This is a genomic window from Vibrio sp. Isolate34 (assembly GCF_022397915.1).
Taxonomy (GTDB): Bacteria; Pseudomonadota; Gammaproteobacteria; order Enterobacterales; family Vibrionaceae; genus Vibrio.
The window spans coordinates 56997-81295 of sequence record NZ_JAKEUO010000017.1; the positions used below are offsets into that span (position 1 = coordinate 56997).

Below are 24299 nucleotides of genomic sequence, written 5' to 3' on the forward strand. Positions count from 1 at the left end.
GATGTTCAAACCTTTGTATGTATTTGATATGGATGAAACGCTGATCAATGCCGATGCGGCGATGCTCTGGAATGAGTTCTTGGTTGAAAAGGGCATTGCCACTGCGCCTAACTTTATCGAAGAAGATCAGCGCTTAATGGGTCTGTATTCGGAAGGTAAGCTGAACATGGAAGATTACCTCACGTTCGCTATGCAACCATTGGCTGAAATGCCAACAGAGCAAGTGACTGCCTTGGTGGAAGAGTGTGTTGAACAGCATATTCTACCTAAGCAGTTTAAACAGTCGAAACCTTTGATTGAGCAGCTAGAGAATGATGACATCGACATGTTGATCATCTCTGCCAGCGTGACTTTCTTAGTGGAAGCGGTCGGCCGCAAGATTGGTATCGAGAATGCACTCGGTATCGATTTGATTGAAAACCAAGGTCGTTTTACGTCTCAAATCTCGGGCGTACCAAGCTACCGAGAGGGTAAAGTCACGCGTTTGAAAGAGTGGTTAGACAACCAAGAAACCAACTACTCAGACATTCACTTTTATACGGATTCAATCAACGACCTACCTCTTTGTGAACACGCTGATTTTGCTTACTTGGTGAATCCATGCCCGCGTTTGAAAGCACTGGCTGATCAACCGAACTGGTCGATTCTCAGTTGGGATTAACACGAACCCTATATTCGAATTAGCTTCGTTCTAGAACTTATCAAGCCGCTGACTACAGCGGCTTTTTTGATTCGTATTATTCTATTTCAAGTTTGTAACCTATCCCGTAAATGGATTTAATGTAGTCACATTTTTCATTTATCGAGACCATTTTTTTGCGTAAGTTTTTAATATGGCTATCGATAGTGCGATCACTGACCACTCTTCTATCGTCGTAGATTTTATCAATCAATTGATCGCGACTATAAATGCGGCCAACATTTTGATAAAGAAGGTGCAAAAGCCGAAACTCAGCTGGCGTTAAACTTAGCTTAATACCACATAGGACGGCGGTCATACTCGATTCATCAATATCAATGGCGTTCTTTGTTGACGTGGCTTGGGGCTTGTTGGAACGGCGCAAAATATTTTTAACCCTCACGACCACTTCTCTCGGGCTGTACGGCTTACATATATAATCATCTGCACCCAATTCAAGCCCAACGAGTCGATCAATCTCTTCTACTTTGGCTGTCGCCATAACCACTGGGATGTCACTGAACGTTCTCAGCTCTCGATAAATATCCAACCCGTCTCGATTGGGTAGCATTAGGTCGAGAATAATGAGTTTAGGCGATGCTTGTTTTACCCAGTCAATGACAAGATTACCATCGATAATATGATGACTTTCAAGGCCAGAGTGCTCTAAGTACTCACACAGTACACTTGCTAATGCAGGCTCATCTTCGACGACTAAAATCACGATTTTATTTCCTTTGGCAACGCTATGATGATTCGTAACCCACCCAATTCTGAGTGGTCGGCAGTAATGTGTCCTTGGTGCGCTTCAACGATATTTTTACAGATAGATAAGCCAAGCCCAGAACCGCCACTTGAGCGACTGCGCGATTTATCAACGCGGTAAAGCCTCTCAAACAAACGCGGGAGTGATGCATCAGGTACACCTGGATCACTGTCTTCAACGTTGATAATAATACTATCACTAATGTCGGTAACATCTATCGATACATGCCCATTATCGCTAGTGTATCGCGCGCTATTTTCCAACAGATTCACAAACAGTTGTGTCAGTAATCTATCATCACACGAGGTTAACAGTGGGGCTGAATGGTTATAGTGCTTTGTTAATGTGATGTTTTTTTGTTCTAAACGGATCGAGTTTTGAACGATCACCGAATCAATCAGTTTATGTATATCAACGTTGTTTTTTACATTGAGGTTAAATCCGATGTCATACAGGGAGAGTTGATGAAGATCCTCAACGAGTTGACCCAGTATGATGATTTGTTGATGTAACGAGTCTATGTATTTTGGCTCAGGTGAGCGAATACCATCTTGTAGCGCTTCTAGTTCACTTCTTAGCACGGTGATAGGCGTTCTAAGTTCATGTGAAATATCCGATAACCACTGTTCTCTAAGTGTTTTTTGTTTTCTTAGTGTTTCGACTACACCGTTGAATATTCCGATGAGATCGGACAATTCATCATTGCCGCTTTTTTCAATGTAGAAATCGAGATCGCCATTTTCGATAGATTTGGCACCTTTCGACAAAGCACGCAATGGTTTCAAAAATCGCCTAACAAGAAACAAAGCGATAAAGAATGAAAGCAACACGGTAATCGATGCGATAGTGCTTACATGCGTCGTTTGTTGTTTGAAAAAGCTTTCAGCTAAAGGCCCTGATATTTCATCCATCTGGACGATGGAGACATACCCAATCACTTGCTCATTCTGTGTTATTTCGACTAGTGCTTGATGCTGACCATCTTCAAGGTGATGTAGGTTTTCAGGAGGTCCAATTATAGCTCGCCCGTTTTGATCTAAAATGTTGAGTCGTTGCCAAATAGGTTGAAGACCTGGCGCTTCCGGCTCTCTTAATGGTGGTGGCGATGGGTGTCTGTCACGAGCATGTGGTCGTGAGGGGCCACCAATGCTACTGGCGATTAAATGTGGTTCACGTTCTAGCCGCCTCCACTTTTCGGAAGGTGAGTAATATTGCTTTAAGTTATTGGCGAGTTCTTGAGCTAGGGCAATCTCATTATTATTTGTGAAATCTTGGAGCCCTCTTTGAAAACTGGAGTTAATAAAATAGGTGAGTACAAAGAGCATGGTCACGCATACCATTAGTATTGAAACAAACAGTTTAGTGAAAATTGATATGCGCACGTTCTCTCCAGCAGTTAAAGTGAATTAGGACAGTAAAATGAGTTAAGAAAAAGGTGAGTTAAACCAATATTAATCCCCAATCGTGTGGGAAATGTGGACATTGATTTCTTTATTCATCTTAGGCCATGTATAAGCATCTTTTTGTTAGAAACGAATAGCGAGCTGACAGGGTGCTATGCCCCATCAGCTCGCATTGAATTATCACTATTTTTGGATAACCCTCTAACAATTATTGACGTCTTGGTGGTGGTGGCGGAACTTCCTCTTCCGATAGACCACCGCTTCCATCTGCGTCTAGTTTGTCAAAGTCATCGGCGAGCGGACCTCTGAGCTCTTCTAATTGTAATTCGCCATCACCGTTTGCATCCATTTCTTCAAAGCTTGGCATTTCTCTTGGACCTTCACGGCTTTCAGCACACGCTTGAAGCGCGAATGTCGATGTAAGTAAAAGTAATGCTGTCGTAATTTTTTTCATAATTTAATTCCTATTCGTAACCAAATATAAGTGTATTTCTTTGACGCAAATAGGTTAGCGATCAAATTAGCAGAGAAAATGGATAAATCTAGGAGATGAAAGTTAGCGTTTAACTTTAATAGGGCATCAGATCATCAGCCCATTAAGTCAGGTTGTTTAAACCTCCATTGTTTCTACATAGTTTCCACATTTTCTATTTTTATCCTAGTCCACTATTGAACCCATGAATTTAATGCCTTTGGCAATAAAGGCAGAAAGCTATCGTTGGTATTGAAATGGATTATTTTTTAGGAGCCGTAGAATGAAGGCAATGGTAAAAAAATCAGTCGTTGTCTCTTCTACGTTGTTGGTTGCTTCTTATAGTAACGCTGCGCTTTATAGGGTGGTTTTAGAGGAATCACCAGTAGAAACGGAATCGGTGTATGGGGTTGCAGTTGAACCAGAGCTTGGTACAACGGATTGCTTTAGTACCAGTTGTAGTGACACAGACTACGCGTTCGCAGGGGAAGCTCAAAATGCAGAACCAGGTTTTTCCTTTAAAGAGGAGGTCCCTTTAGGTATCGATAACACGTTCTACTATTTGGATTATGACGATATCTATAGCTACTGCACGAGCGAACTTGGCTACGCGACTTGTGAAGCTTGGAGTTCTTTGTTGTGGTATGGCGATGAGGATGCTGGTATTGGAGGCTTGAAAAATGAGCGTGATGCATATTACGAGTTGAGCTATCAGACGAATTCCACGGCTTTTTATGACTCTTACTCGTTAAGTGAGATCCCGGATGTCGGTAGTAACCCACCTGATGTGAGCAGTTATAGTTATTCCTTTGTTGATGGAACAGAGGAGAAGGTGATCACTAAAGTTGACGAGAATGGTTTTGTTCTTGGTAACACCAGCAGTGGTTACTACAGCTATAACAACCAATATATTCAGTTGTATAGACAGCGTGGTTACTACGATACAGGCACTGAATTTACGGTTCTCCAACCTGAAGCCGATACCAGTATTACGATCAGCGATGCTGACGGCGAAGCGAATATAATTTCCCAAATGGGAAGAACGATGGCTTTTGACTCTTTCAGTTATGAAGGAGAAAGCTATGTGGTCGGAAGCGCGTCCGTTGCGACTTTTTATTACAGTGATGGATACAAAGATTATGACTCTCCGTACACATCCGACAGTGATGCAGAGGATCTAGATAATTGTATCGATGGAGATATTGAGCCTGCTTTATATCCAGAGTGTCAGAACTTTGCTTTTGCTAATCGAGCTTTTGTCTGGAATATAACCGATGCGAATGGCCCCAATGATGATGGAAACCGTTTTGCTGTATCCGATTGGGAAACCAGTTCGACCTATTACTCTTACAACGATGATGAAGCTTCAGCACAGGCGAGTGTGAGGGCTGCAACGATTTCATCTAGAGGGACATATAGCTCTTATCCTGTTTTAGTTGGTTACAATACAGAGCTAGATGATTCTGATAACTTTCTTATGCAGGCTGCTGTGTTTAGGCCAAGCAGTACGTCAAATTTCAGCGTTTCGGAAAACGCTTGGACGACTACATTTATCGCTAATGCGACGGTAGAAGTGAGTGATTCATACATTCACAGTAATTCTGTTGCAACAGATATTAATGAAAACATGATGGTTATTGGTTATGCAAAACGAGATGGTGATTATGCGTCGGATCGTGTGTCTGACAATCGTATGTTTGTCGCTGATGCGAATGACACAACGCCAACAGCCACATTCTTCGCAAGTTTAGGTGAAGACATTTTCTTTGATAGTGCAGAAGGAAAAGCAAGTGAGATCAATAATTACAATGAAATTGTTGGCTATGTTGACGCAGAAACTCACTCTGAAGTAGACGGCCATGAAAGAAGGCATCGCGGCTTCATTTTCCCTTACAACGACACTGGTAGCGATGCTGATAGACGTGCAAGATATAATGATCAAGCTTGGTGGTTAGACGACCTAACTAACGGTGGTGACTACAGTGATGCTAACAACCACTTTAGGATATTGGACGCAACCGACATTAATGACGCGGGTGTTATCTCTGGGACGGCAATACAATGTTTTGCGAGTGAAAGTAGCTCCTCTTCTATGGCTTATGATTCAACCGCGCACTTTGCTTATTGTAATGATGGAGTGGGTGATGAGAGGGTGGTGGCAGTGAAACTTATCCCGATATCTGGAGCAACAAGTGAAGACATTGTTGAAAGAAGTGATGATAGCGCTGAAGATGTTGAACGTAGTGGTGCCGGTACCGGGTTATTGGTGCTTGTCAGTTTAATTTATGTGCTTTCTATGCGTTCAAGAGTATCTCGTCTGTAACTCTTTAAATTGATGAAGTTCAAAAGTCGCCTTCTTTTTCCGATAACATCGAAGGCGGCACTAAGTCGAATTTATCCCTTTCGCTTAAAAGTTTATATGTGTAACAATTCAATAACATCTATTCCTCAGCTGTAAATCAAACCACCATCTTTCAATCCCTTGATAGCACTCATTTTGTTGTTGCGAGGCTCTTTGTGTAACAAATATTTTACAACTTGACGGGTTTTTAGCGTTATTGCCCATTTCCTTCCATCCATTCCAATCTTTCCGCTTGTGGGCCAAATTTAATTAAGGACAAAAATCACGTAACACAAAACCAATAGGTACAAGGAGAAAGTTCATGGTGGAGTCATACAACCCGCTTGGTACGGATGGATTCGAGTTTGTTGAATACACAGCTGTCGACCACAAGGGAATTGAGCAACTTAAAGCGCTGTTTGTGTCACTTGGTTTTGCCGAGATCGCTAAGCACCGTTCAAAAGAGGCTTGGCTGTATCGACAAGGTGACATCAACTTTATCGTCAATGAACAACCACACAGCCAAGCTGAAGCGTTCGCTAAAGTTCACGGCCCTTCGGTATGTGGCATGGCGTTTCGTGTGAACGATGCAACTGCGGCAATGACACAAGCGTTCAGCGGCGGTGGTGAAGAGTACAAAACAGAAATAGGGCCTATGGAGCTGAGCATTCCTGCTATTTACGGCATCGGTGAAAGCCTGCTCTATTTTGTGGATCGCTACGGCAAGCAGAGCATCTACGACGTTGATTTCCGATTCTATGATGACGCGCAAGAGCGCATGGCGAAAGCCGACGTAGGCCTTTACGAGATCGATCACCTCACGCACAACGTGAAACAAGGCAATATGGACCTGTGGTCTGGTTTTTATGAGCGTATCGGCAACTTCCGTGAGATTCGCTACTTCGACATTGAAGGTAAGCTGACAGGCCTTGTGAGCCGCGCAATGACCTCACCATGTGGCAAAATCCGCATCCCTATCAATGAGTCTTCAGACGACAAATCACAAATTGAAGAGTTTATTCGCGAATACAACGGCGAAGGCATCCAGCACATCGCCCTCGCTACGGATGACATCTACAAAACGGTGAAGACTCTGCGTGATCGCGGCATGGACTTTATGCCAACCCCAGATACCTACTATGAGAAAGTTGACGACCGTGTGAAAGGCCACGGGGAAGACACCGACCTGCTTCGCGACCTACGTGTTCTGATTGATGGCGCGCCGACCAAAGACGGCATCTTGCTGCAAATTTTCACACAGACAGTAATCGGGCCTGTGTTCTTTGAAATCATTCAGCGTAAAGGCAATGAAGGCTTTGGCGAAGGTAACTTCAAGGCGCTGTTTGAATCGATTGAAGAGGACCAGATTCGTCGAGGAGTACTAGACGATGCATAAATGGATCTCGTTTCCTCATCGGGAGGGGGTGTGCTCTAAACAAGCGCATGCCGACTTCCCTGAAGAGGCCATCTATGAGCGAGAGGCGGGTCGAAGTGGTTTCTTCGGCCCTGCCGCTCACTTTCATCACCAACATGCCCCAACAGGTTGGTCAGAGTGGGAGGGCGACTTACGCCCTCGCGCTTTTGATTTTACGCTGGTGGAAAAAGCCAGCCAGATAACCCCTTGGGCTGTGCCTCATCTTTTGCATAACGCGGACTGCAAAATTCGCGTATGGCGCATGGATGAGAAGATGGATTTCTTGGTACGTAACTCCGATGGCGATGAGCTACTGTTCATTCACCAAGGTAGGGCAGATCTCTATTGCGACTATGGTCATTTAGAGGTGAGTGAAGGGGATTACGTGATGATTCCGCGCTCGACCAACTGGCGTTTGGAGCCGAGCGAGCCGATGTTCATCTTGATGATTGAGAACACCGACGCGGCTTACTCATTGCCAGAGAAAGGCATGGTCGGCAATCACGCAGTGTTTGATCCGGCGGTTCTTGAGATCCCGTCGATCAACGATCAATTCCGCGATCAGTACTCCGAAGATCAAACCCAAGTTCAGGTGAAACGCCACGACAAAGTCAGCGTGATCACTTATCCGTTTAATCCTTTAGACGCGATTGGCTGGCATGGTGATTTGGCTGTGGTGAAAGTGAACTGGCGCGATATCAGACCGCTGATGTCACATCGCTACCATTTGCCACCCTCTGCACACACGACCTTTGTTGGCGCAGGCTTCGTGGTGTGTACCTTTGTGCCGCGCCCGATTGAGAGCGACCCCGGTGCGCTGAAAGTGCCGTTTTACCACAACAATGATGATTACGACGAAGTGCTTTTCTATCACGCAGGGGACTTCTTCAGTCGCGACAATATTGAAGCTGGCATGGTGACTTTCCACCCTGCGGGTTTCACTCATGGACCTCACCCGAAAGCCTTTAAGGCTGGACAAGCGTATAAGAAAAAGTTCACCGACGAAGTGGCAGTGATGATCGATACCCGCCATGCACTGCAGTTTTCCGATGAACTCGATAGTGTTGAGAACAAAGAATATGTCTACAGTTGGCAAGAGAAGTAAGGGGCAACAAGGATGAAATTAGCAACCAAGAAAAATGGCACTCGCGATGGCCTGTTGATGGTCGTGAGTAGAGACCTCAAACAGTGTGTGCCAGCGACGGAGATTTTCCACGCGATGCATCTGGCGCCAACCATGCAAGTCGCTCTGGATAACTGGGAAAGCGTTGCACCTCTGCTAGAGGAGTTATACACCTCGCTCAACACTGGCCATGTGACGGGCAGTGAAGTGTTTGCGCCTCAATATTGTGAATCGCCTCTGCCACGCGCTTATCAATGGGCAGATGGCAGTGCGTATGTAAACCATGTTGAGCTGGTGCGTAAGGCTCGTGGTGCTGAAATGCCAGAAAGCTTCTGGGTTGACCCGCTCATGTATCAAGGCGGCTCAGATGCCTTTATTGGTCCACGTGACAATATTGAATTTGCTAGTGACGAATGGGGTATCGATTTCGAGGGTGAAGTTGCGGTTGTCACCGGAGATGTGCCGATGGGTGCTAGCGCTAAGCAAGCGCATGATTCGATTCGTCTGCTGATGTTGGTGAATGATGTGTCTTTACGTGGCTTGATTCCGGCTGAGCTCGCTAAGGGCTTTGGTTTCTTCCAGTCTAAGCCCTCTTCAGCGTTCTCTCCGGTTGCTGTTACGCCCGATGAGCTGGGTGAACAGTGGAAAGGGAGCAAAGTGCACCTGCCACTGACTTCAACCTACAACGACACCCCTTTTGGTTGTCCAAATGCCGGTGTGGATATGACCTTTAGTTTCGCTGAGCTGATTGTCCATGCTGCGAAGACTCGTCCACTGTCGGCCGGAGCGATCATTGGCTCAGGCACTGTGTCGAATAAGCAAGGCACTGACCACGGCACCTCAATTGCCGAGGGCGGTGTAGGCTATTCCTGCATTGCTGAAGTACGCATGATAGAGACGATTCGAGATGGCAAACCGTCAACTCAATTCATGTCGTTTGGTGATTCGATTCGTCTAGAGATGTTCGATGCGGCAGGTGACTCGATCTTTGGCGCGATTGACCAAAAAGTCAGTCAATATAGACCACGATAGTGATAGAGACAAGAGTAAAACTACAGAGAGGCGCGTTATGAACGAGGGCTCTTTATGAACAAGAAGATCACACTCTATGGTTATTGGCGCTCTTCGGCAGCCTATCGAGTGCGTATTGGGTTGAACCTAAAGCAACTTAGCTATAAGTCGAAATCGGTGCATTTGGTGCGTAATGGCGGCGAGCAGCATGATCCAAAATATCGTGAGCTCAATGCCAGTGAATTAGTGCCAGTACTGGTGGATGGTGACGTTCAACTCAATCAGTCGCTGACGATTTTGCAATACTTGGACGAAAACTATTTGTGTGAGAGCAGCCCAGACACCTTGTTGATCCCTGGGCAAACACCACTGCGCTATCAAGCGTTGGCGATGGCTCAGGATATTGCGATGGAAATTCATCCTCTTAATAATCTGCGAGTGTTGCAGTATTTGGAGAGAGAATTGTCGTGTGAACAAGATGCGAAAATGGATTGGCTTCATCACTGGATGAGTCAGGGTTTCCATGCTCTAGAAGAAAAGTTGGCGAAGCACAGAAAAGCGCATGGCGACTCGGTATATAGCCTTACTGATTCTCCTTGTATCGTCGATATTTGCTTAGTGCCGCAAGTCTACAATGCACTGCGTTTTGGCGTTGATATGTCGCCTTATCCGCTAATTAACTCGATTGTCGAAGCGTGTAATCAGTTACCTGCGTTTATTGAGGCAATGCCAGAGAATCAAGCGGATGCGAATGTACTTACGTAAACGTATAGCAACACTTTACGGCTAATTTCGACTATCACTGGTTATATATCACCATCTTACTTTTATTCGGGATAAACATGACTTCATAGTAAATATTTGCCTTTGCGCCAATAAGTCGTATGGATAAAGATGTGTTATCTACTTGTTAGGCAAAAAATTAATGAAGTGCAACGTAAACAACACCTTAACAATCAATATTTAGTATACAATTAAGAAAAATCATACTAGCAAGACTTTAATTATAAGTAGATGATATAGCGATTAATAGTATTTCTGATGATATGCAATTATAATCATAAAAGGGTAGAATCACTAGAACGATTTTGACCAATGCTAATATAGAACAATAATTACGTTAAAAGTTTACTTTGATTGACAAGAAGGATCAGAGAGAGAAAGACCTCAGTTAACTATCGTTCAGGAACAAGGGGATTAAATTGAAACTAAACAGCTATTGGAAGCTATGCCTTGCAATCATAAGCATTGTTTTAAGTCACTCGCTTTACGCTAAAGAACAATGGAACGCTTTAGTAATACACTCGTATCACACAAATTTCCCTTCGTATAAACCGATTGAAACAGGGCTAAACAATGCCCTAAAAGGACAAAATATTGAACTAGATGTTCACTATATGGATTCTAAACGGTTCTCTGAGAAAACTAACATAGATAACTTTAAAGCTTCATTATCACACAAAATTAAGGTATCAAAAGCAAGCTACGACGTGATTTTGAGTACGGACGACAATGCCCTAAATTTTGTAATCAATAACAGGGAAGAATTATTTAAAGATATTCCTATAGTATTCATGGGAGTGAATGATCAAAAAAAGTCGACTATTTTATCTCAAAGCACTGACATTAAAGGTGTTATGGAGCATGCACCTTTAGAGGAAAATGTTAATTTAATTCAATCTATCCACCCTAAAATAAATAAATTAACAGTTATTGTGGACTCAACAACTTCTGGTCAAGCTGATTTGGTTGAACTGAAAAGTAAGATAAAGTATCCAAGCGAATTACTCCAAATTTTAGACTTATCATATTTGACATGGGAAGAAGCATCAGAAAAAATTTCTGTGTTGAACACCGACAGAGATCCGATCTTACTTCTATCAGCATATAAAGATTCCAATGGTGATCTCTTGAATTTTGAAGAGTCACTCACATTTATTGCTAACAATACAGAAGCTCCGATCTACCACCCATACAAACACGGTATCGGCCAAGGAGCTATTGGTGGCATCATTTTGAGCCATGAGATACAAGGTTTTATCGCAGGGGAGTTAATTTTAAAAACGCTTAAAATAGGTAATGTTAAATTATCAAATATTATAAATAATGCCCCTACCACTGCTTATTTTGATTTTTTACAGTTGCAAAAACATAACATAGCGACCCAATATCTTCCTCTTAATAGTATCTATATTAACAAGCCACAACCTATTTACAAAAAATATCAAGATACTATCGCTATAGCATTAATATTGACAGTAACAGTACTCTTTGTATTATTATCATACGTACTCATCAGAAAAAATATTCTTAACAAGGAACAGCTCAAACTTAAATCGATCTTAGATACGGTTGATGATTACATATACTTAAAAGATCGAAACGGAACTTATACATACGCTAATAAAAAGATGCGCGAGCAGTTCAACCAAGATATCGATGCTGTATCTGGTAAAAAGGATATAGACTTTTTTCCTCCAGAGATAGCCAATAAAGTTAATACTATCGACAAAAGTGTTATGGCAACTGGTATCCAGTATTGTGAAATAGAAACGTACTGGCGAAGAGACTCTGGGCAGCAACAAACAGTAAACACGCGTAAGGTGCCATTATTTGACAAAAGTGGTAACGTGTATGCTCTATGTGGTGCATCGACTGATATTACGAAGCTTAAACAACAAGAAAAGATCATTGAGCAAATCGCTTACCTTGACCCTACACATGGCCTAGTCAATCGAGTCGATTTATATACACAGTTATCTGATGCTATGTCTAGAGCAGTCAATACCTCTTCAACACTCCTTCTCGCTGTTATAGATATTGACAATTTCAAGCATGTTAACTTGAAGTTTGGGCATACATATGGTGATGACTTCCTAGAGTTTTTTTTCAACAAAATAATAGAGCTAACGAAAGGAGAAGGAACAGTAATTCGTTTGGGGGGGATGAATTTTACATCATTCTCGAAAGGTTAAGTGATGATGTATATAATGACTTTTCTTACTTTAAGGATCAACTCCCGCTAAAATTTACACATCAAGGCTCTCAATGCGAACTCACAATTTGTGCTGGTATAAGTACTTTTCCGGACGAAACATATGCAAAACCTGAACAATTAATAAGACAGTCTGAATTTGCCCTTTATGAAGCGAAAAAACAAGGCCGAAACCAAGTTTACTTTTTGCATGACGGTGACAGAATTGAATTAAATGAACACAACATAAAGAATGAGATACTTCGAGGGTTAAATGACGATCAATTCATCTTTTACTTCCAACCCAAAGTTTGTACTAGGGATAACTCGTTAGTCGGTTGTGAGGCTCTCATCAGATGGAACCACCCGATTAAGGGACTTCTTGGACCAGGACAATTCTTACCTGAGATCTACAAGCTTGGTTTGTCCGACACTCTTAATAATTGGGTAATTGATAAAGCCCTTGATACAATTCAACACTGGCGCTCAATAGGCTATCATTTCCCTTTAAGTATTAATATATCACATTCTTTTATAGCTAAAGAGCTTGCTCTAATACTTAAAGAAAAAGCAATACAGGGAAATGAAAAGAATCTACTTTTACTTGAAGTTGAAATATTGGAAACTCACGCTGTAGACAATATAGAGACGGCGGCAAAATCAATAAAAGAATGTAAAAAGTTTGGGGTTTCGTTTTCTATCGACGATTTCGGTACAGGTTATTCGACACTAACATATTTACAGCAATTACCAATTAACACTCTAAAAGTAGATCAGAGGTTTGTAAGACACACAATTAGAGATGCCGAGCGTGGCATCTTAAAAGGGATTTTAGTTTTCTGTGAGGCATTAAACCTACAGCCTGTCGTCGAGGGTGTTGAAACCTTGGAGCAGTTAAAAGCTCTACAAGCCCTGGGGTATGATACCTTTCAAGGCTACTTCATATCTAAACCGTTAAACGAAGTAGATTACTTAGAATGGGTATCTAGGCAAACACCTTCAAGTAATATTACTGACTCAATTGAGAGAAACCTAGTTTTGCCCCCTCTATAAGCATACTCTCTAGCCCCATTAAACATAACTCATATGTTTAATGGGGCTTTGTTATTATTATTAAAATAGACTCATGGATCTAATTAAAGAAGTGACGATACACCATCTCTTCAATCTAACGTTATATTCGCGCCCCTTTATAAATGAGCCTTAGCCATGACCTGCAGTCGCTGGTTGAACAGTTTTTTTGACTTTATCATTGTAATGAAATGAAGCTTTTAAAGAGCAACCCCAAAATAATTTTAAAAAGTATGCATCCTTTCGCGACACTCAGTGCCATTCCGATTTACACCAACGCAACGGATAATCGAGATTCAAGAATGAAATGTTTGATGAATGCGTGGAATCATGCAGAACCTGGTTTTTATGACTGGCTACTAAAACAGACTCAAAATCCGCACGAAGCAGAAGACATCATGCAAGAAGTGTTTTTGAAAGCTATGGGGCATAGTGAGCGTTTCTGTACATTGCAGGAAGGCAAATCATGGTTGTTTAAGATGACCAGAAACCACCTTGTTGAGCTGCTAAGACGGAAAATACATTCGGTAGGCATCGAAGAGTTTGTGATGCCCATTGATATTTCCCTGTGATGGTTCAACTACAACGCTGCCTTGGTCAAACTCACCGAGCAAGAACGTGATGTCATAGAGCAATGTGACCTCAACGACATGGCACAAAAAGACTACGCAGAGAAACACCTGCTTAGCGTATCAGCCGTGAAGGCACGTTTACGTCGCGCCCGTATAGAACTCAAAACCATTTTGGTGAGTGAATGCAAGGTAACTCAAGACCAAACAGGCGTCTGTTGTTTTAAGCCATATCAAGTTGAAGAAGGCTAAAAAGAGTAGCGTTCAAACTTGGCCAGTACTAATTTTGTACCCAACAAACTTCCTACCTAGAGAAGTAATTTGTTATGGAGAAGTCAATACTATATCTGAGATGGATCCCCTATAAATGTTTTGTGTAATTCATCATTTCATATAGCGCCGAGCTTTAGATATTTGGGCTTTACAAAAGGGGAATCTACAACGAAACAGCACGCTTTATCTCTTCTAGAACCTCGGCGTTAGCGATTGCTCCGAGGTTTTCTACATCTTTGCCATTCACGACCTGCTTCACTGCCAACTCCACCAATTTACCAGAGCGTGTTTTTGGCACGTCGCTGATCGCAAAAATCTGGCTCGGCACATGCCTTGGTGAACAAGATGACTTGAGCTTGTGCTTAATGGCGGCCAATAGCGTTTCATTTAGAGACACACCTTGCTGCAGTTGAACGAACAACCAAATTTGCTCATTCCGGTCGACATTTTTACCGACGGCGATGGAATCGATGATGCCCTCAATGGTGTTCACTTGCTGGTAGATCTCGGCAGTACCAATTCGCACGCCACCGGGGTTGAGTGTGGTGTCGCCTCGCCCATAGAACAGATAGCCGCCATGCACGCTCTGTGCGACTTCATCACCGTGATGCCACACATTATCAAACCTGTCCCAGTAAGTGCTGTGGTAGCGCCTCCCTGTGTCATTCCAGAAGCCAACAGGGAAGTTGGGGAGGGAATTTGTGCACACCAGTTCACCACGTTCGTGATCGACCTTGTGACCAGACGAATTGAACACCTTGATGTCGACGCCGAGCCCGGCCTGCTGGCACTCACCGCGATACACTGGCGAGATAGGGTTACCCAACACAAAGCAGCCACAAATATCCGTACCACCAGAAATCGACGCTAAATGCAGGTCTTGTTTGATGTGTTTGTAAACATAATCAAACTGCTCTGGGTAGAGCACAGAACCCGTTGAGCACAGTGTTCTTAAGTGGGGAAGATAATGGTTGTCGATAGGTGAGAGCTCTGCCTTCTCGATTGCTTCTAGATACTTGGCTGAGGTGCCAAACAGCGACACATCGGCGCGTTGTGCCAAGTCCCACAGTACATTGGGTTGCGGGTAAACAGGGCTACCATCAAAGATCACCAAACAAGCACCACTAGCAAGCGCAGAGACGTGCCAGTTCCACATCATCCAACCACAAGTGGTGTAGTAGAACACGCGATCGTTTGGCTTAACATCGCAATGAAGCTGATGCTCTTTTAGGTGGTTGATGGTGGTGCCACCGACAGAGTGAACAATGCACTTTGGCTTGCCTGTGGTGCCGGAAGAGTAGAGTACAAACAATGGTTCATTGAAGCCGACACGCACAAATCGTACAGGTTGTGGCTGATAATGATTGATGATGCTGTGCCAGCTTCGGGTCGATACATCATTTTCAAAGTCATTCCTTCCCAAATATCCGATCTGACACACCTGTTTTAGCTCGGTTAAGTGCTCGATGATTTCACGGTTCTTGTCCGTCATATCGAATGTTTTGCCATTGAAGGTGTAGCCATCACAGGTGAACAGCACCTTGGGTTTCACTTGGCCAAATCGTTCAATCACACTCTCGACACCAAAGTCAGGAGAGGTTGATGTCCAAATCGCGCCCAAGCTGGTGGCTGCCAGCATCGCTATTACGGTTTGTGGCAGGTAGGGCGTATACGCAGCAACCACATCACCTTGCTTCACTCCGCTATCGACAAGCCATTGCTGAACGCTAGAGACCGCTTCACACAGGGTTTTCCATGTATAACTCTGTTGTTCGCCACGCTCATTCTCAAACCAAATCGCAAGCTCATCAGGCATGGTGTGTGCCAAACACAGCAAGTTCTCGGCGTAGTTTACTTGTGCATTGGGAAACCAAACCGCATCACGATTCGATTTAGGCTGCTGCCAGCGGCTTTCACCTTGGATTTTGATGCGTTCGTCTTCGGCTTTATTAATGCAGTCTTGCGAGCCAACCATTCCACAAAACTGCCACACGTTTTGCCAAAACGATTCCGGCTGATCCACAGACCATTGATGGAGTTCGGCGTAGCTTTTTACGTCCCTATCTAGGTTTAACCCAGACTGTTCAAGGCTATCGATAAATCGGGTTAAGTTGGCATCAGCGATACGCTGCTCACTGGGCTGCCAAATGGGCTTATTGCTTTCGTGCATTCCTTTACCTTTAACAAAAAATTAACGTTTTCAGTCTGGTATTTAGGTTTTACAAAGTCAAAAGTTCAGCAAAATAAGCGCTTGCTGGAATTGTGTAAATAAAATGTTACACGATCGCCTGTTTCGAAAAATCACGCAAATTGGCGCTTATAAGGAGTGGAGATAGGCTTAAAGTGAGACATTCGAAAGGAGGTGTGTAATGACTCAATATCATTCTAAGCCCGTGAGCCAAGAGGGATGGGTTGAGTGGAGCCTCGAAGAAGATGCCATTTGGCACGACTTGGTGAAAAGGCAACTGGACGTTATTAGTGACCGAGCTTGTGATGCCTATTTGCACGGTTTGACCCTGCTGGATCTGCCATTAGACAGAGTTCCCCAGCTTCCAGAGATAAACAAAGTGCTAAAGGAAACAACAGGTTGGCAAGTTCAGCCTGTTCCGGCGTTAATCGATTTTGACCGTTTCTTTGATTTGCTCGCGAATAAGAAATTCCCAGTGGCGACATTTTTGAGAACGCGAGACGAGTTCGATTACTTACAAGAACCTGATTTCTTTCATGAAATTTTTGGTCACTGTGCCATGCTGACTAATGCGGATTTCGCAGCATTCACTGAGCATTATGGAAAACTAGGCCAAGCGGCGACATCGAAGCAACGCGCTTATCTTGCCCGTTTGTATTGGTTTACGGTCGAGTTCGGTTTAGTAAAAGAAGGCCAACAACTGAAAATATATGGTGGTGGCATTCTTTCGTCTCCGGCGGAAACCATGTATGCGTTGGGAGGGGATTTGGCCGTTCGCGAGCGGTTCGATCTGCAAACAGTGTTAAGAACGCCTTACCGCATCGACATCATGCAGCCGAAATATTACGTGATCGACGAGCTATCTGAGCTCTTCAAAATCAGTCAGGAAAACCTATTACAGCAAGCTGATCTCGCGATTGATGCGGGGTTACTACCACCACTTTTTGAACCCAAGGAACCAACACATGTTGAATGAACAAAAATGCGAAGCCTGCAGTATCGACGCGATTGCCCTAAGTAAAAATGAGCAACAATCTTTACTATTGGAGTTGTCTGATTGGCAGATCATGGAAAGAGACGGCATCCCACAGCTTGAGAAGGTGTTTAAGTTTAAGAACTACAAGCAAGCATGGGCATTCAGCAACCAAGTGTCAGAGTTAGCAGAAGAAGAATTCCATCACCCTTCGATCTTATTGGAGTGGGGCAAAGTCACCGTTACTTGGTGGAGCCACTCAATCAAAGGCCTCCACAAAAATGATTTCATCTGCGCCTCACGCTGCGATGTGTTAATAGATTTGGCGAGCTAAAAAAGAAGCTTTACTGACTAAGCTTGGCTGATTAGCTTAGGTCGATAATCTATGAATCTAAGCTGGCAGTATCTAGGGCGTGTTGATCTTTCGTGAGTGTTTTTTGAACAGCATGGTAAAGAGTTATAATTTGCTTCGCCAAAAGTAAAACCATAACCAATACCATGCCAAGAACAATGCTAACTGATATTCGCTGGTAGCTGCTACTCCAAGTTATGAAAAGTACAGGTCGTATTTGCGATAAAACTGAACATCGAATGACATTTGAAGGAATACTTTATCGAATGAGAACAGGTATTCCTTGGCGGGATCTACCCTCTGAGTTCGGAGTACCATTTACAGACGATTTAATCTTTGGTCAAAGAAAGTGATTTTAGATAATCTTTTCAAAAGCTTACCTAGCATGGCTGATTTTTAATGGGTATTTCTTGATGGCTCTATAGTTAGAGCTCATCAACATAGTACAGGTGCCGCTACTGAAAGCTCAGAAAATAGGCAAAAGTCGCGGGGGCAACTCAACCAAAATTCACTTAGCCGTAGATAGTGGTGGCCTGCCGATTTGCTTTGATTTATCAGAGGGACAACGCCACGATATAGTGCATGCCGAAAGCTTAGTTGAGCAACTCGATGAAGTTAATACCATCGTTTGTGATAAAGGATATGAGAGCGAACCTTTCCGTACTTTTGTTCAGGAACGTGGCGGAGAAAAGGTCATTGTTAAACGCAATTACGGACAAGATATAGACAAAGACAGTATGGATTGGTGTCTATACAAATATCGTCACTTGGTCGAAAATGCCTTTGGGAGAATTAAGTATTATCGAGCTATTTCAAGTAGATATGACAAGCTAGAAAGGAATTATGCCAGCATGTTATCGCTGGCATTCATGTTAATGTGGCTACCGATGTATTGTTGAACGCGAAATGTACAGCAAAGATCAATACGCCCTAATTATGAAGGTAAGTTTCTGACAAATATTGCCATACTCAGAACTGCTGCTATATTGAAATATGAAATATAACTCATATTAATTGGGGACTTATGGACACACATTCTCAACCTCATAGCCAACCTGTAACTATTTTTCTAATCGACGATGATGATGTAGATGTAAAAGCTGTGGCGAGAGCTTTAAATAACCTTAAAGTAGCGAACCCTATGATTAGAGCTAAGGATGGCGTTGAGGCTTTGAGTATGCTTCGATGTGAAGGCAAAATCCCTCGCCCTTTTCTTATTCTTCTTGATATCAATATGCCTAGAATGAACGGAATCGAATTTCTAGAAGAAATAAGGGGTGACCAAGAACTTTCAAATTCAATCGTTTTTGTATTAACAACATCCCAAGATGATCGAGACAAAACGGCTGCATACTCAAAACATGTAGCAGGATATATGGTTAAAAATCATATTGATAATGGCTTCACAAAAGCAATAGAACTGTTAGACCATTACTGGAAAGTAGTGGAAATCCCAATGGAAAAGGCTTAGAGGGATTATCATGGGACTAAAACTATTAATTATTGATGATGATGAATTTGATAGGAAATCTATTGTAAGAGCATTACGTGGATCAAGCCCTTCTGTTGATTTCTTACAAGCTTCAACAGCAAAAATGGGTTTAGAGATTGCCAAGTCAACGAAACTAGACCTTATTTTACTCGACTACGTATTACCTGATTCAGATGGTTTAAATACACTCAAAAAAATACGTGATTTAAAATCAGAGCAAACAGCTATTGTCATGCTTAGTCATCAAGACGACGAGAAATTATCGGAAGAAGCTATTTTATTTGGCGCTCAAGATTTTTTACGAAAAGACGAAGTTAGACCAGAGAGGTTGAAACGCGTTATTCACCAAGCGCGACATAGATATCAACTGGAAGCTACGTTATTGGAAACTCAACATGAACTTAGAAAGCAGGCTGAATTAGATGCTCTTACTGGTTTGGCGAATCGTTATATGCTCAATAGAGTGTTACAGAGCTCGGTCAAATCAGCTCAAAGAAAGGGAACATTGGCTTTAATGCTACTGGATTTAGATCACTTTAAAGAAGTCAATGACACGTTTGGTCATATAGTAGGAGATAAGCTTCTTATTCAGGTTACACAACGATTAAATTCGGTGGTGCGAGATTCTGATTTATTGGCACGTATTGGTGGCGATGAATTTGTCATTATTGTAAACGACATGGAAAATGAGGAAAAGGCGGCCTTACTTGTAAAAAGAATTTTTAATGTGTTGATGCAACCATTTGATCTCGGGGCTATAGAGTGGAAAATAACATGTAGTATAGGTATTGCTACTCTAGGGAGCTTAGTTCCTGATAGTAGTGGACTGTTAAAATGTGCTGATATTGCAATGTATAGGGCTAAGGAAGATGGACGTAATCAGTGCCACTTCTACTCAGAGAACTTACACTCTATTGTCATGCGACGTATGGAGTTGGCTAAGGATTTGGAAAGCGCAATTGAGTTGGAACAACTTGAAGTTTGCTATCAGCCGCAAATTGATACTAATACTAGAATAATTAAAGGTGCGGAAGCATTACTTCGCTGGAATCATCCCAAGTTAGGGTTATTACTTCCTGGAGATTTCCTTGATATAGCTGAAGAGGCGGGGTTAATGCCTCAAATCGGAAAATGGGTTTTGGAAGTATCTTGTGCACAGTTGAGTCTCTGGAAAAAAACAAAAAATGTTGAATTACTGGATTTCATTATTTCTGTAAATTTATCGGCGATTCAATTCGATAATATAGAGTTGATAGATACCATCAGTAACACAATAATAAAATATGACTTAGATCCTAGCTCTCTAGAGTTGGAAATTACTGAAAATATAGTGATTGAGAACACAGATAAAGTAGCAGTTATTTTGTCTGAAATTTCTGATTTAGGAGTTAAATTGTCTTTAGATGATTTTGGTACAGGCTACTCATCATTCAATCATCTCAAGTTATTTCCCATAAACTCTTTGAAAATAGATCGAAGTTTTATGGGGGTGGATAAGTTACTAGAAAGTGATAAACATTTACTTAGCGCAATAGTTAAGTTCGGCCATGCTTTAGATCTTAAAGTAATTGCCGAAGGCGTTGAAACTGAAGAGCAAGTGCAATTTTGTCAAAGTTTAAACTGTGACTTGTTACAAGGCTTTTTCTTTGATCGGGCATTGAAATCCAATGATTTTGAGGAAAAATATTTTAATGTTTGAAAATATGGCTGCTGAGAGATTTTCTGGATATATATATTTATTAAAAAAGACAAAAAAGTACATGTATATGTTATTTATGGTCTTATTGGTCATGTTATTAATTTCATTTTCTTATCATTATCAAAAAAAAATATATCAAGATGAAAAAGAATCAGCACTATATGAGCTATCAAATATTTTAGATTATAATATTGATTTGTTTAATAGTTGGTTGGAAGTAACAAAGCGAGATCTTCGTTACCTTATTTCTTTACCTTCAATTAATGGAATAATTGAAGGTAAATACGAATCGATGAATTCCACTTCTTTGGAAGTTTTTAATGAGAGTCTTGCTAATTCATTTGTTGCTTATTTATTAGCAAAAGAAAATGTGACTCAAGCTAGATTAATAGGTATGAATAATCACGGATTAGAACTAGTTCGTGTAAATAAAACTAATACTGATGCTTTACCTGTGCGAAAAGAAAAATTACAAAAAAAATCCGATAGAGATTATTTTAAATCAATATCGAAATTAAAAAAAAATGAAATATTTATTTCAGATATAAACCTAAATAAAGAGTATGGTCGCGTGACTTTTCCTATCACTCCTACACTTAGGATAGGTATGCCTGTATACGCTAGAGACAGTGATTTATTTGGCCAGTTAGTGTTAAATTTTTCTATGACAAATTGGTTGGAGCAATTCAAAAACATTTCAGATTATAAATATAACCTCCAATCTTATTTAATTAACAATTATGGGGACTACATTGTTCATCCTGATGATAATTATAATTTTGGTTCCGATTTGGGGAGTTCGGTTAGGTTAGAAGATGAATTTGAATTCGATTCAGAAGGCTATGCTTATAAAAATGGAAATGTAAGTAAATTTAGCAATGATGTTTTCTTTTATAAGAAGAGTGAAATAAATTTAGATAATAATAAAAAAATTACACTTATTTTAATGCGACCAGTAAAAGAAATATTATATGACTCTATCAAGTTTGGTATTTATTCTTTCATAGGAATGCTTTTTATTATTTTATTGATATCTTTTTTTATTACATACTTAATAAAGCGTTTTAATGTCAAAAAGGAAATGATTGAATCTAAGATGGAAAAACATTTAGATTTAATTACTAGTCAAATTGTAAATTCATCTCCTGTATCAATAATTTTAACAGATATACAAGGAAATATAGAGTTAGTCAATGATGAAGCTATGAATATGTTTGGTTATAATAAAGAGGAAATAGTTGGGCAGTCTATAGAAATACTTATTCCACATACTTTGAGAAATTCTCATATATCGTCAAGAGAAAGCTATATTCAAGCTCCGATAAAAAGGGAAATGGGTAAAGGTAAAAGTCTCAAAGCATTGAAAAAGAATAACGAGATGGTTCCTGTAGAAATTGGTCTTAATACTATAGATACTTTCGATGGGATCAAGATCTTAACAGCTATTGTGGATATCTCACAACACCTTGAAATGGTTGAAGAGTTATCTAAAAGGAATTCAGAATTAGACGACTTTGCGTATGTCGCATCGCATGATCTAAAATCACCACTGACAGCTATTGATCAGCTAGCATCTTGGTTAGAAGAAGATTTGAAGGATATTATTGATCAGGATTCGTCTGAAAACCTTAGACTGATGAGAAGTAGAATCAACCGACTAGAGTCTTTACTTAATGATTTACTTGCTTTTGCGAAAGCTGGAAAGAAAACTGGAAACGAAGTTTTAATTGACTCGAGTATTTTAATCCAAGATATGTTTTATTTAAATTGTATCGATGCTTCATTTCAACTTAAACTCAATGGACACATGCCAACTTTCATGGGTTTAAAGCCCCCCTTTGAAGTCGTAATTAGGAATTTGATTACTAATGCAATCAAGCATCATGACCTTGGAGCTGGTGTGATAACTGTGTCTGCGAAAAAAAAGGGTGATTTTATTGAGTTTAGATTTGAAGACGATGGTCCAGGAATTGATGCTATTCATAGGGAGCGAGTCTTTGGCTTGTTTAAAACATTACGACCTAGAGATGAAGTTGAAGGTAGTGGAATGGGGCTAGCCGTCGTAAAAAAAATTGTGGAAAACTTTGGGGGAACAATTGAAATTAGCGAACGTAATTGCCGTGGGGCTTTGTTTATTTTTACCTGGCCAGACTCTAGTATAGGTCGGCCATCTAAAGAGGTACACCTCGAAAACTCAAGCCTAGGTAGATATTCTTGCGATGAAAATAGGCTTAAAAACCAAGATGCGAACAAAGAAGAAGAATTATGAATTAGCGAGAGTCTTTAGCTTGTTCCTTGGCTATTCATCGCACTTTCCCAAACTAGCTTGACCTGCATCAGTGACTTGCCGCTTTCTCGTCCTACAACCCCCACTATTGCTCATAGTATTGGTTTTATGAGCCTGCTCTATGATATATTTCTCGGCCAAGTGTATTACAGACGAAGGCTAACAATGTCTATCAACCTTTCACTCCTTCCACCCAGCGAGAAAAATAAAATCGAACTGGATAAGCAAGCATCGTTTCTTGTATGGAAACTGAAGCAAGCGAAATGTGGCCCTGAAGCCATTGTTGAAGAAGCAATGAAGCTAGGTGACCCAGATGAAAAGGTGTGGTTTGAACAGTCTGTAGAAAAATACAAACGGGTAATGGGTGTCGCATAAACGCAGACAAACCTTGCCCAGCAATGCTGTAGAATTGAAATGACACAGTAATTTGCTAGAATTTGCACCGTTAATTGAATCAGAGAGAAGATCCCGATGGGAAGAAGTTTTGAAGTGCGCAAGGCCTCAATGGCGAAAACTGCAGGCGCAAAAATTAAAGTTTATTCTAAATACGGTAAAGAGATTTACGTACTGGCTAAGAACGGTAGCTCTGACCCAGACATGAACCTACCTCTTAAGCACCTGATTGCTAAGGCGAAGAAAGACCAAGTACCAGCTCACGTTATCGACAAAGCGATCGATAAAGCGAACGGCGGCGGCGGTGAAGACTTCCAACCAGCTCGTTACGAAGGTTTTGGCCCAGGTGGCACAAGCGTGATCGTTGACTGTCTAACTGACAACGGCAACCGTACTTTCCAAGACGTTCGCCAATGTTTCGTTAAGACTGGCGCGAAAATCGGTGTTGAAGGTACTGTTTCTCACATGTTCGCTCACCAAGCTGTATTCCAGTTCAAAGGCGAAGATGACGAGATCATCCTAGAAACGCTAATGATGGAAGACGTAGATGTGACTGACGTTGAGCTAGAAGACGGTGTTATCACTGTATTCGCTCCAACGACTGAGTTCTTCAAAACGAAGACTGCACTAAACACTGCGTTCCCAGAGCTAACGCTAGACGTTGAGGAAATCACTTTCGTTCCTCAAACGACTACACCAGTAGCTGAAGAAGATTCTGAGAAGTTCCAGAAGTTCTTAGACATGCTTGACGACTGTGATGATGTTCAGCAGGTTTACCACAACGCTGAGCTGTAATCTTTACAGTAACAACAGTTATTA

At 41.6% G+C, this 24299-nt stretch carries 18 protein-coding genes and 3 pseudogenes; 17 read left to right on the plus strand and 4 right to left on the minus strand.

The genetic code is table 11. The features are described 5' to 3' along the window. Position 1: 1 nt before the first annotated feature. Positions 2–661, plus strand: coding sequence for an HAD family hydrolase (locus L1D22_RS17130; RefSeq protein ID WP_239830658.1), 660 nt, complete (start codon positions 2–4; stop codon positions 659–661). A gap of 76 nt (positions 662–737) precedes the next feature. Here L1D22_RS17130 and L1D22_RS17135 read toward each other — a convergent pair whose 3' ends face one another. The 3 genes from L1D22_RS17135 to L1D22_RS17145 all read right to left on the minus strand — a co-directional run bounded on the left by L1D22_RS17135 (position 738) and on the right by L1D22_RS17145 (position 3302). Continuing rightward, on the minus strand, positions 738–1403 hold the full coding sequence (locus tag L1D22_RS17135) for a response regulator (RefSeq protein ID WP_239830659.1): 666 nt from the start codon (positions 1401–1403) through the stop codon (positions 738–740). Continuing rightward, the gene (locus tag L1D22_RS17140; protein WP_239830675.1) at positions 1400–2770 is read right to left on the minus strand and encodes an ATP-binding protein; all 1371 of its coding nucleotides are present in this window, start codon (positions 2768–2770) and stop codon (positions 1400–1402) included. Before L1D22_RS17140 ends, L1D22_RS17135 begins: the two co-directional genes overlap by 4 nt. Positions 2771–3056: 286 nt before the next feature. Next, positions 3057–3302 (minus strand): hypothetical protein, encoded by a 246-nt coding sequence (locus tag L1D22_RS17145; RefSeq protein ID WP_010432281.1) that lies wholly within the window; start codon positions 3300–3302, stop codon positions 3057–3059. 301 nt (positions 3303–3603) lie between these two features. Here L1D22_RS17145 and L1D22_RS17150 point away from each other — a divergent pair, with 301 nt between their 5' ends. The 8 genes and pseudogenes from L1D22_RS17150 to L1D22_RS17185 all read left to right on the plus strand — a co-directional run bounded on the left by L1D22_RS17150 (position 3604) and on the right by L1D22_RS17185 (position 14075). Next, the gene (locus L1D22_RS17150) at positions 3604–5643 is read left to right on the plus strand and encodes a DUF3466 family protein (protein WP_239830660.1); all 2040 of its coding nucleotides are present in this window, start codon (positions 3604–3606) and stop codon (positions 5641–5643) included. Between the two features lie 340 nt (positions 5644–5983). After that, the gene (gene hppD / locus L1D22_RS17155; RefSeq protein ID WP_123305789.1) at positions 5984–7057 is read left to right on the plus strand and encodes a 4-hydroxyphenylpyruvate dioxygenase; all 1074 of its coding nucleotides are present in this window, start codon (positions 5984–5986) and stop codon (positions 7055–7057) included. Next, the gene (locus L1D22_RS17160) at positions 7050–8180 is read left to right on the plus strand and encodes a homogentisate 1,2-dioxygenase (RefSeq protein ID WP_239830661.1); all 1131 of its coding nucleotides are present in this window, start codon (positions 7050–7052) and stop codon (positions 8178–8180) included. Before hppD ends, L1D22_RS17160 begins: the two co-directional genes overlap by 8 nt. Before the next feature lie 12 nt (positions 8181–8192). Then, on the plus strand, positions 8193–9230 hold the full coding sequence (locus tag L1D22_RS17165) for a fumarylacetoacetate hydrolase family protein (RefSeq protein ID WP_239830662.1): 1038 nt from the start codon (positions 8193–8195) through the stop codon (positions 9228–9230). A 54-nt stretch (positions 9231–9284) separates the two neighbouring features. Then, positions 9285–9974: a maleylacetoacetate isomerase gene (gene maiA / locus L1D22_RS17170; protein WP_239830663.1), complete on the plus strand. Its 690-nt coding sequence runs from the start codon at positions 9285–9287 to the stop codon at positions 9972–9974. A gap of 437 nt (positions 9975–10411) precedes the next feature. Then, positions 10412–12321, plus strand: a pseudogene (locus tag L1D22_RS17175) (ABC transporter substrate binding protein); the annotation flags it as partial. Between the two features lie 69 nt (positions 12322–12390). Beyond that, positions 12391–13236, plus strand: a complete 846-nt coding sequence (locus tag L1D22_RS17180; RefSeq protein WP_239830676.1) for an EAL domain-containing protein — start codon at positions 12391–12393, stop codon at positions 13234–13236. A gap of 332 nt (positions 13237–13568) precedes the next feature. Beyond that, a pseudogene (locus L1D22_RS17185) lies at positions 13569–14075 on the plus strand (sigma factor). Positions 14076–14259: 184 nt separating this feature from the next. On the opposite strand, the gene L1D22_RS17190 reads toward L1D22_RS17185, so the two are convergent. Then, entirely contained in the window at positions 14260–16266 is a 2007-nt protein-coding gene (locus L1D22_RS17190) for an acetoacetate--CoA ligase (RefSeq protein ID WP_239830664.1), read from the minus strand. Between the two features lie 199 nt (positions 16267–16465). Here L1D22_RS17190 and phhA point away from each other — a divergent pair, with 199 nt between their 5' ends. The 8 genes and pseudogenes from phhA (at position 16466) to L1D22_RS17230 (ending at position 24275) form a co-directional block, all read left to right on the plus strand. After that, positions 16466–17260 carry a phenylalanine 4-monooxygenase gene (gene phhA, locus L1D22_RS17195; protein WP_017630281.1) on the plus strand — a complete coding sequence of 265 codons (795 nt, stop codon included), beginning with the start codon at positions 16466–16468 and terminating at the stop codon, positions 17258–17260. After that, a complete protein-coding gene (locus tag L1D22_RS17200; RefSeq protein WP_239830665.1) occupies positions 17250–17591 on the plus strand; it encodes a 4a-hydroxytetrahydrobiopterin dehydratase in 342 nt (113 codons plus the stop codon). Before phhA ends, L1D22_RS17200 begins: the two co-directional genes overlap by 11 nt. A gap of 215 nt (positions 17592–17806) precedes the next feature. Beyond that, positions 17807–18508 (plus strand): annotated as a pseudogene (locus L1D22_RS17205) (IS5 family transposase). Between the two features lie 125 nt (positions 18509–18633). After that, positions 18634–19080 (plus strand): response regulator, encoded by a 447-nt coding sequence (locus L1D22_RS17210; RefSeq protein ID WP_239830666.1) that lies wholly within the window; start codon positions 18634–18636, stop codon positions 19078–19080. Between the two features lie 10 nt (positions 19081–19090). Next, positions 19091–20800, plus strand: coding sequence for a GGDEF domain-containing response regulator (locus L1D22_RS17215; protein WP_239830667.1), 1710 nt, complete (start codon positions 19091–19093; stop codon positions 20798–20800). Further along, positions 20793–23069: a PAS domain-containing sensor histidine kinase gene (locus L1D22_RS17220; RefSeq protein ID WP_239830668.1), complete on the plus strand. Its 2277-nt coding sequence runs from the start codon at positions 20793–20795 to the stop codon at positions 23067–23069. The genes L1D22_RS17215 and L1D22_RS17220 overlap by 8 nt, the downstream gene beginning before the upstream one ends. A gap of 183 nt (positions 23070–23252) precedes the next feature. Further along, the gene (locus tag L1D22_RS17225; protein WP_008216860.1) at positions 23253–23462 is read left to right on the plus strand and encodes a DUF3283 family protein; all 210 of its coding nucleotides are present in this window, start codon (positions 23253–23255) and stop codon (positions 23460–23462) included. Positions 23463–23558: 96 nt separating this feature from the next. Next, positions 23559–24275, plus strand: a complete 717-nt coding sequence (locus tag L1D22_RS17230; protein ID WP_017057670.1) for a YebC/PmpR family DNA-binding transcriptional regulator — start codon at positions 23559–23561, stop codon at positions 24273–24275. The last annotated feature ends 24 nt before the right edge of the window (positions 24276–24299 follow it).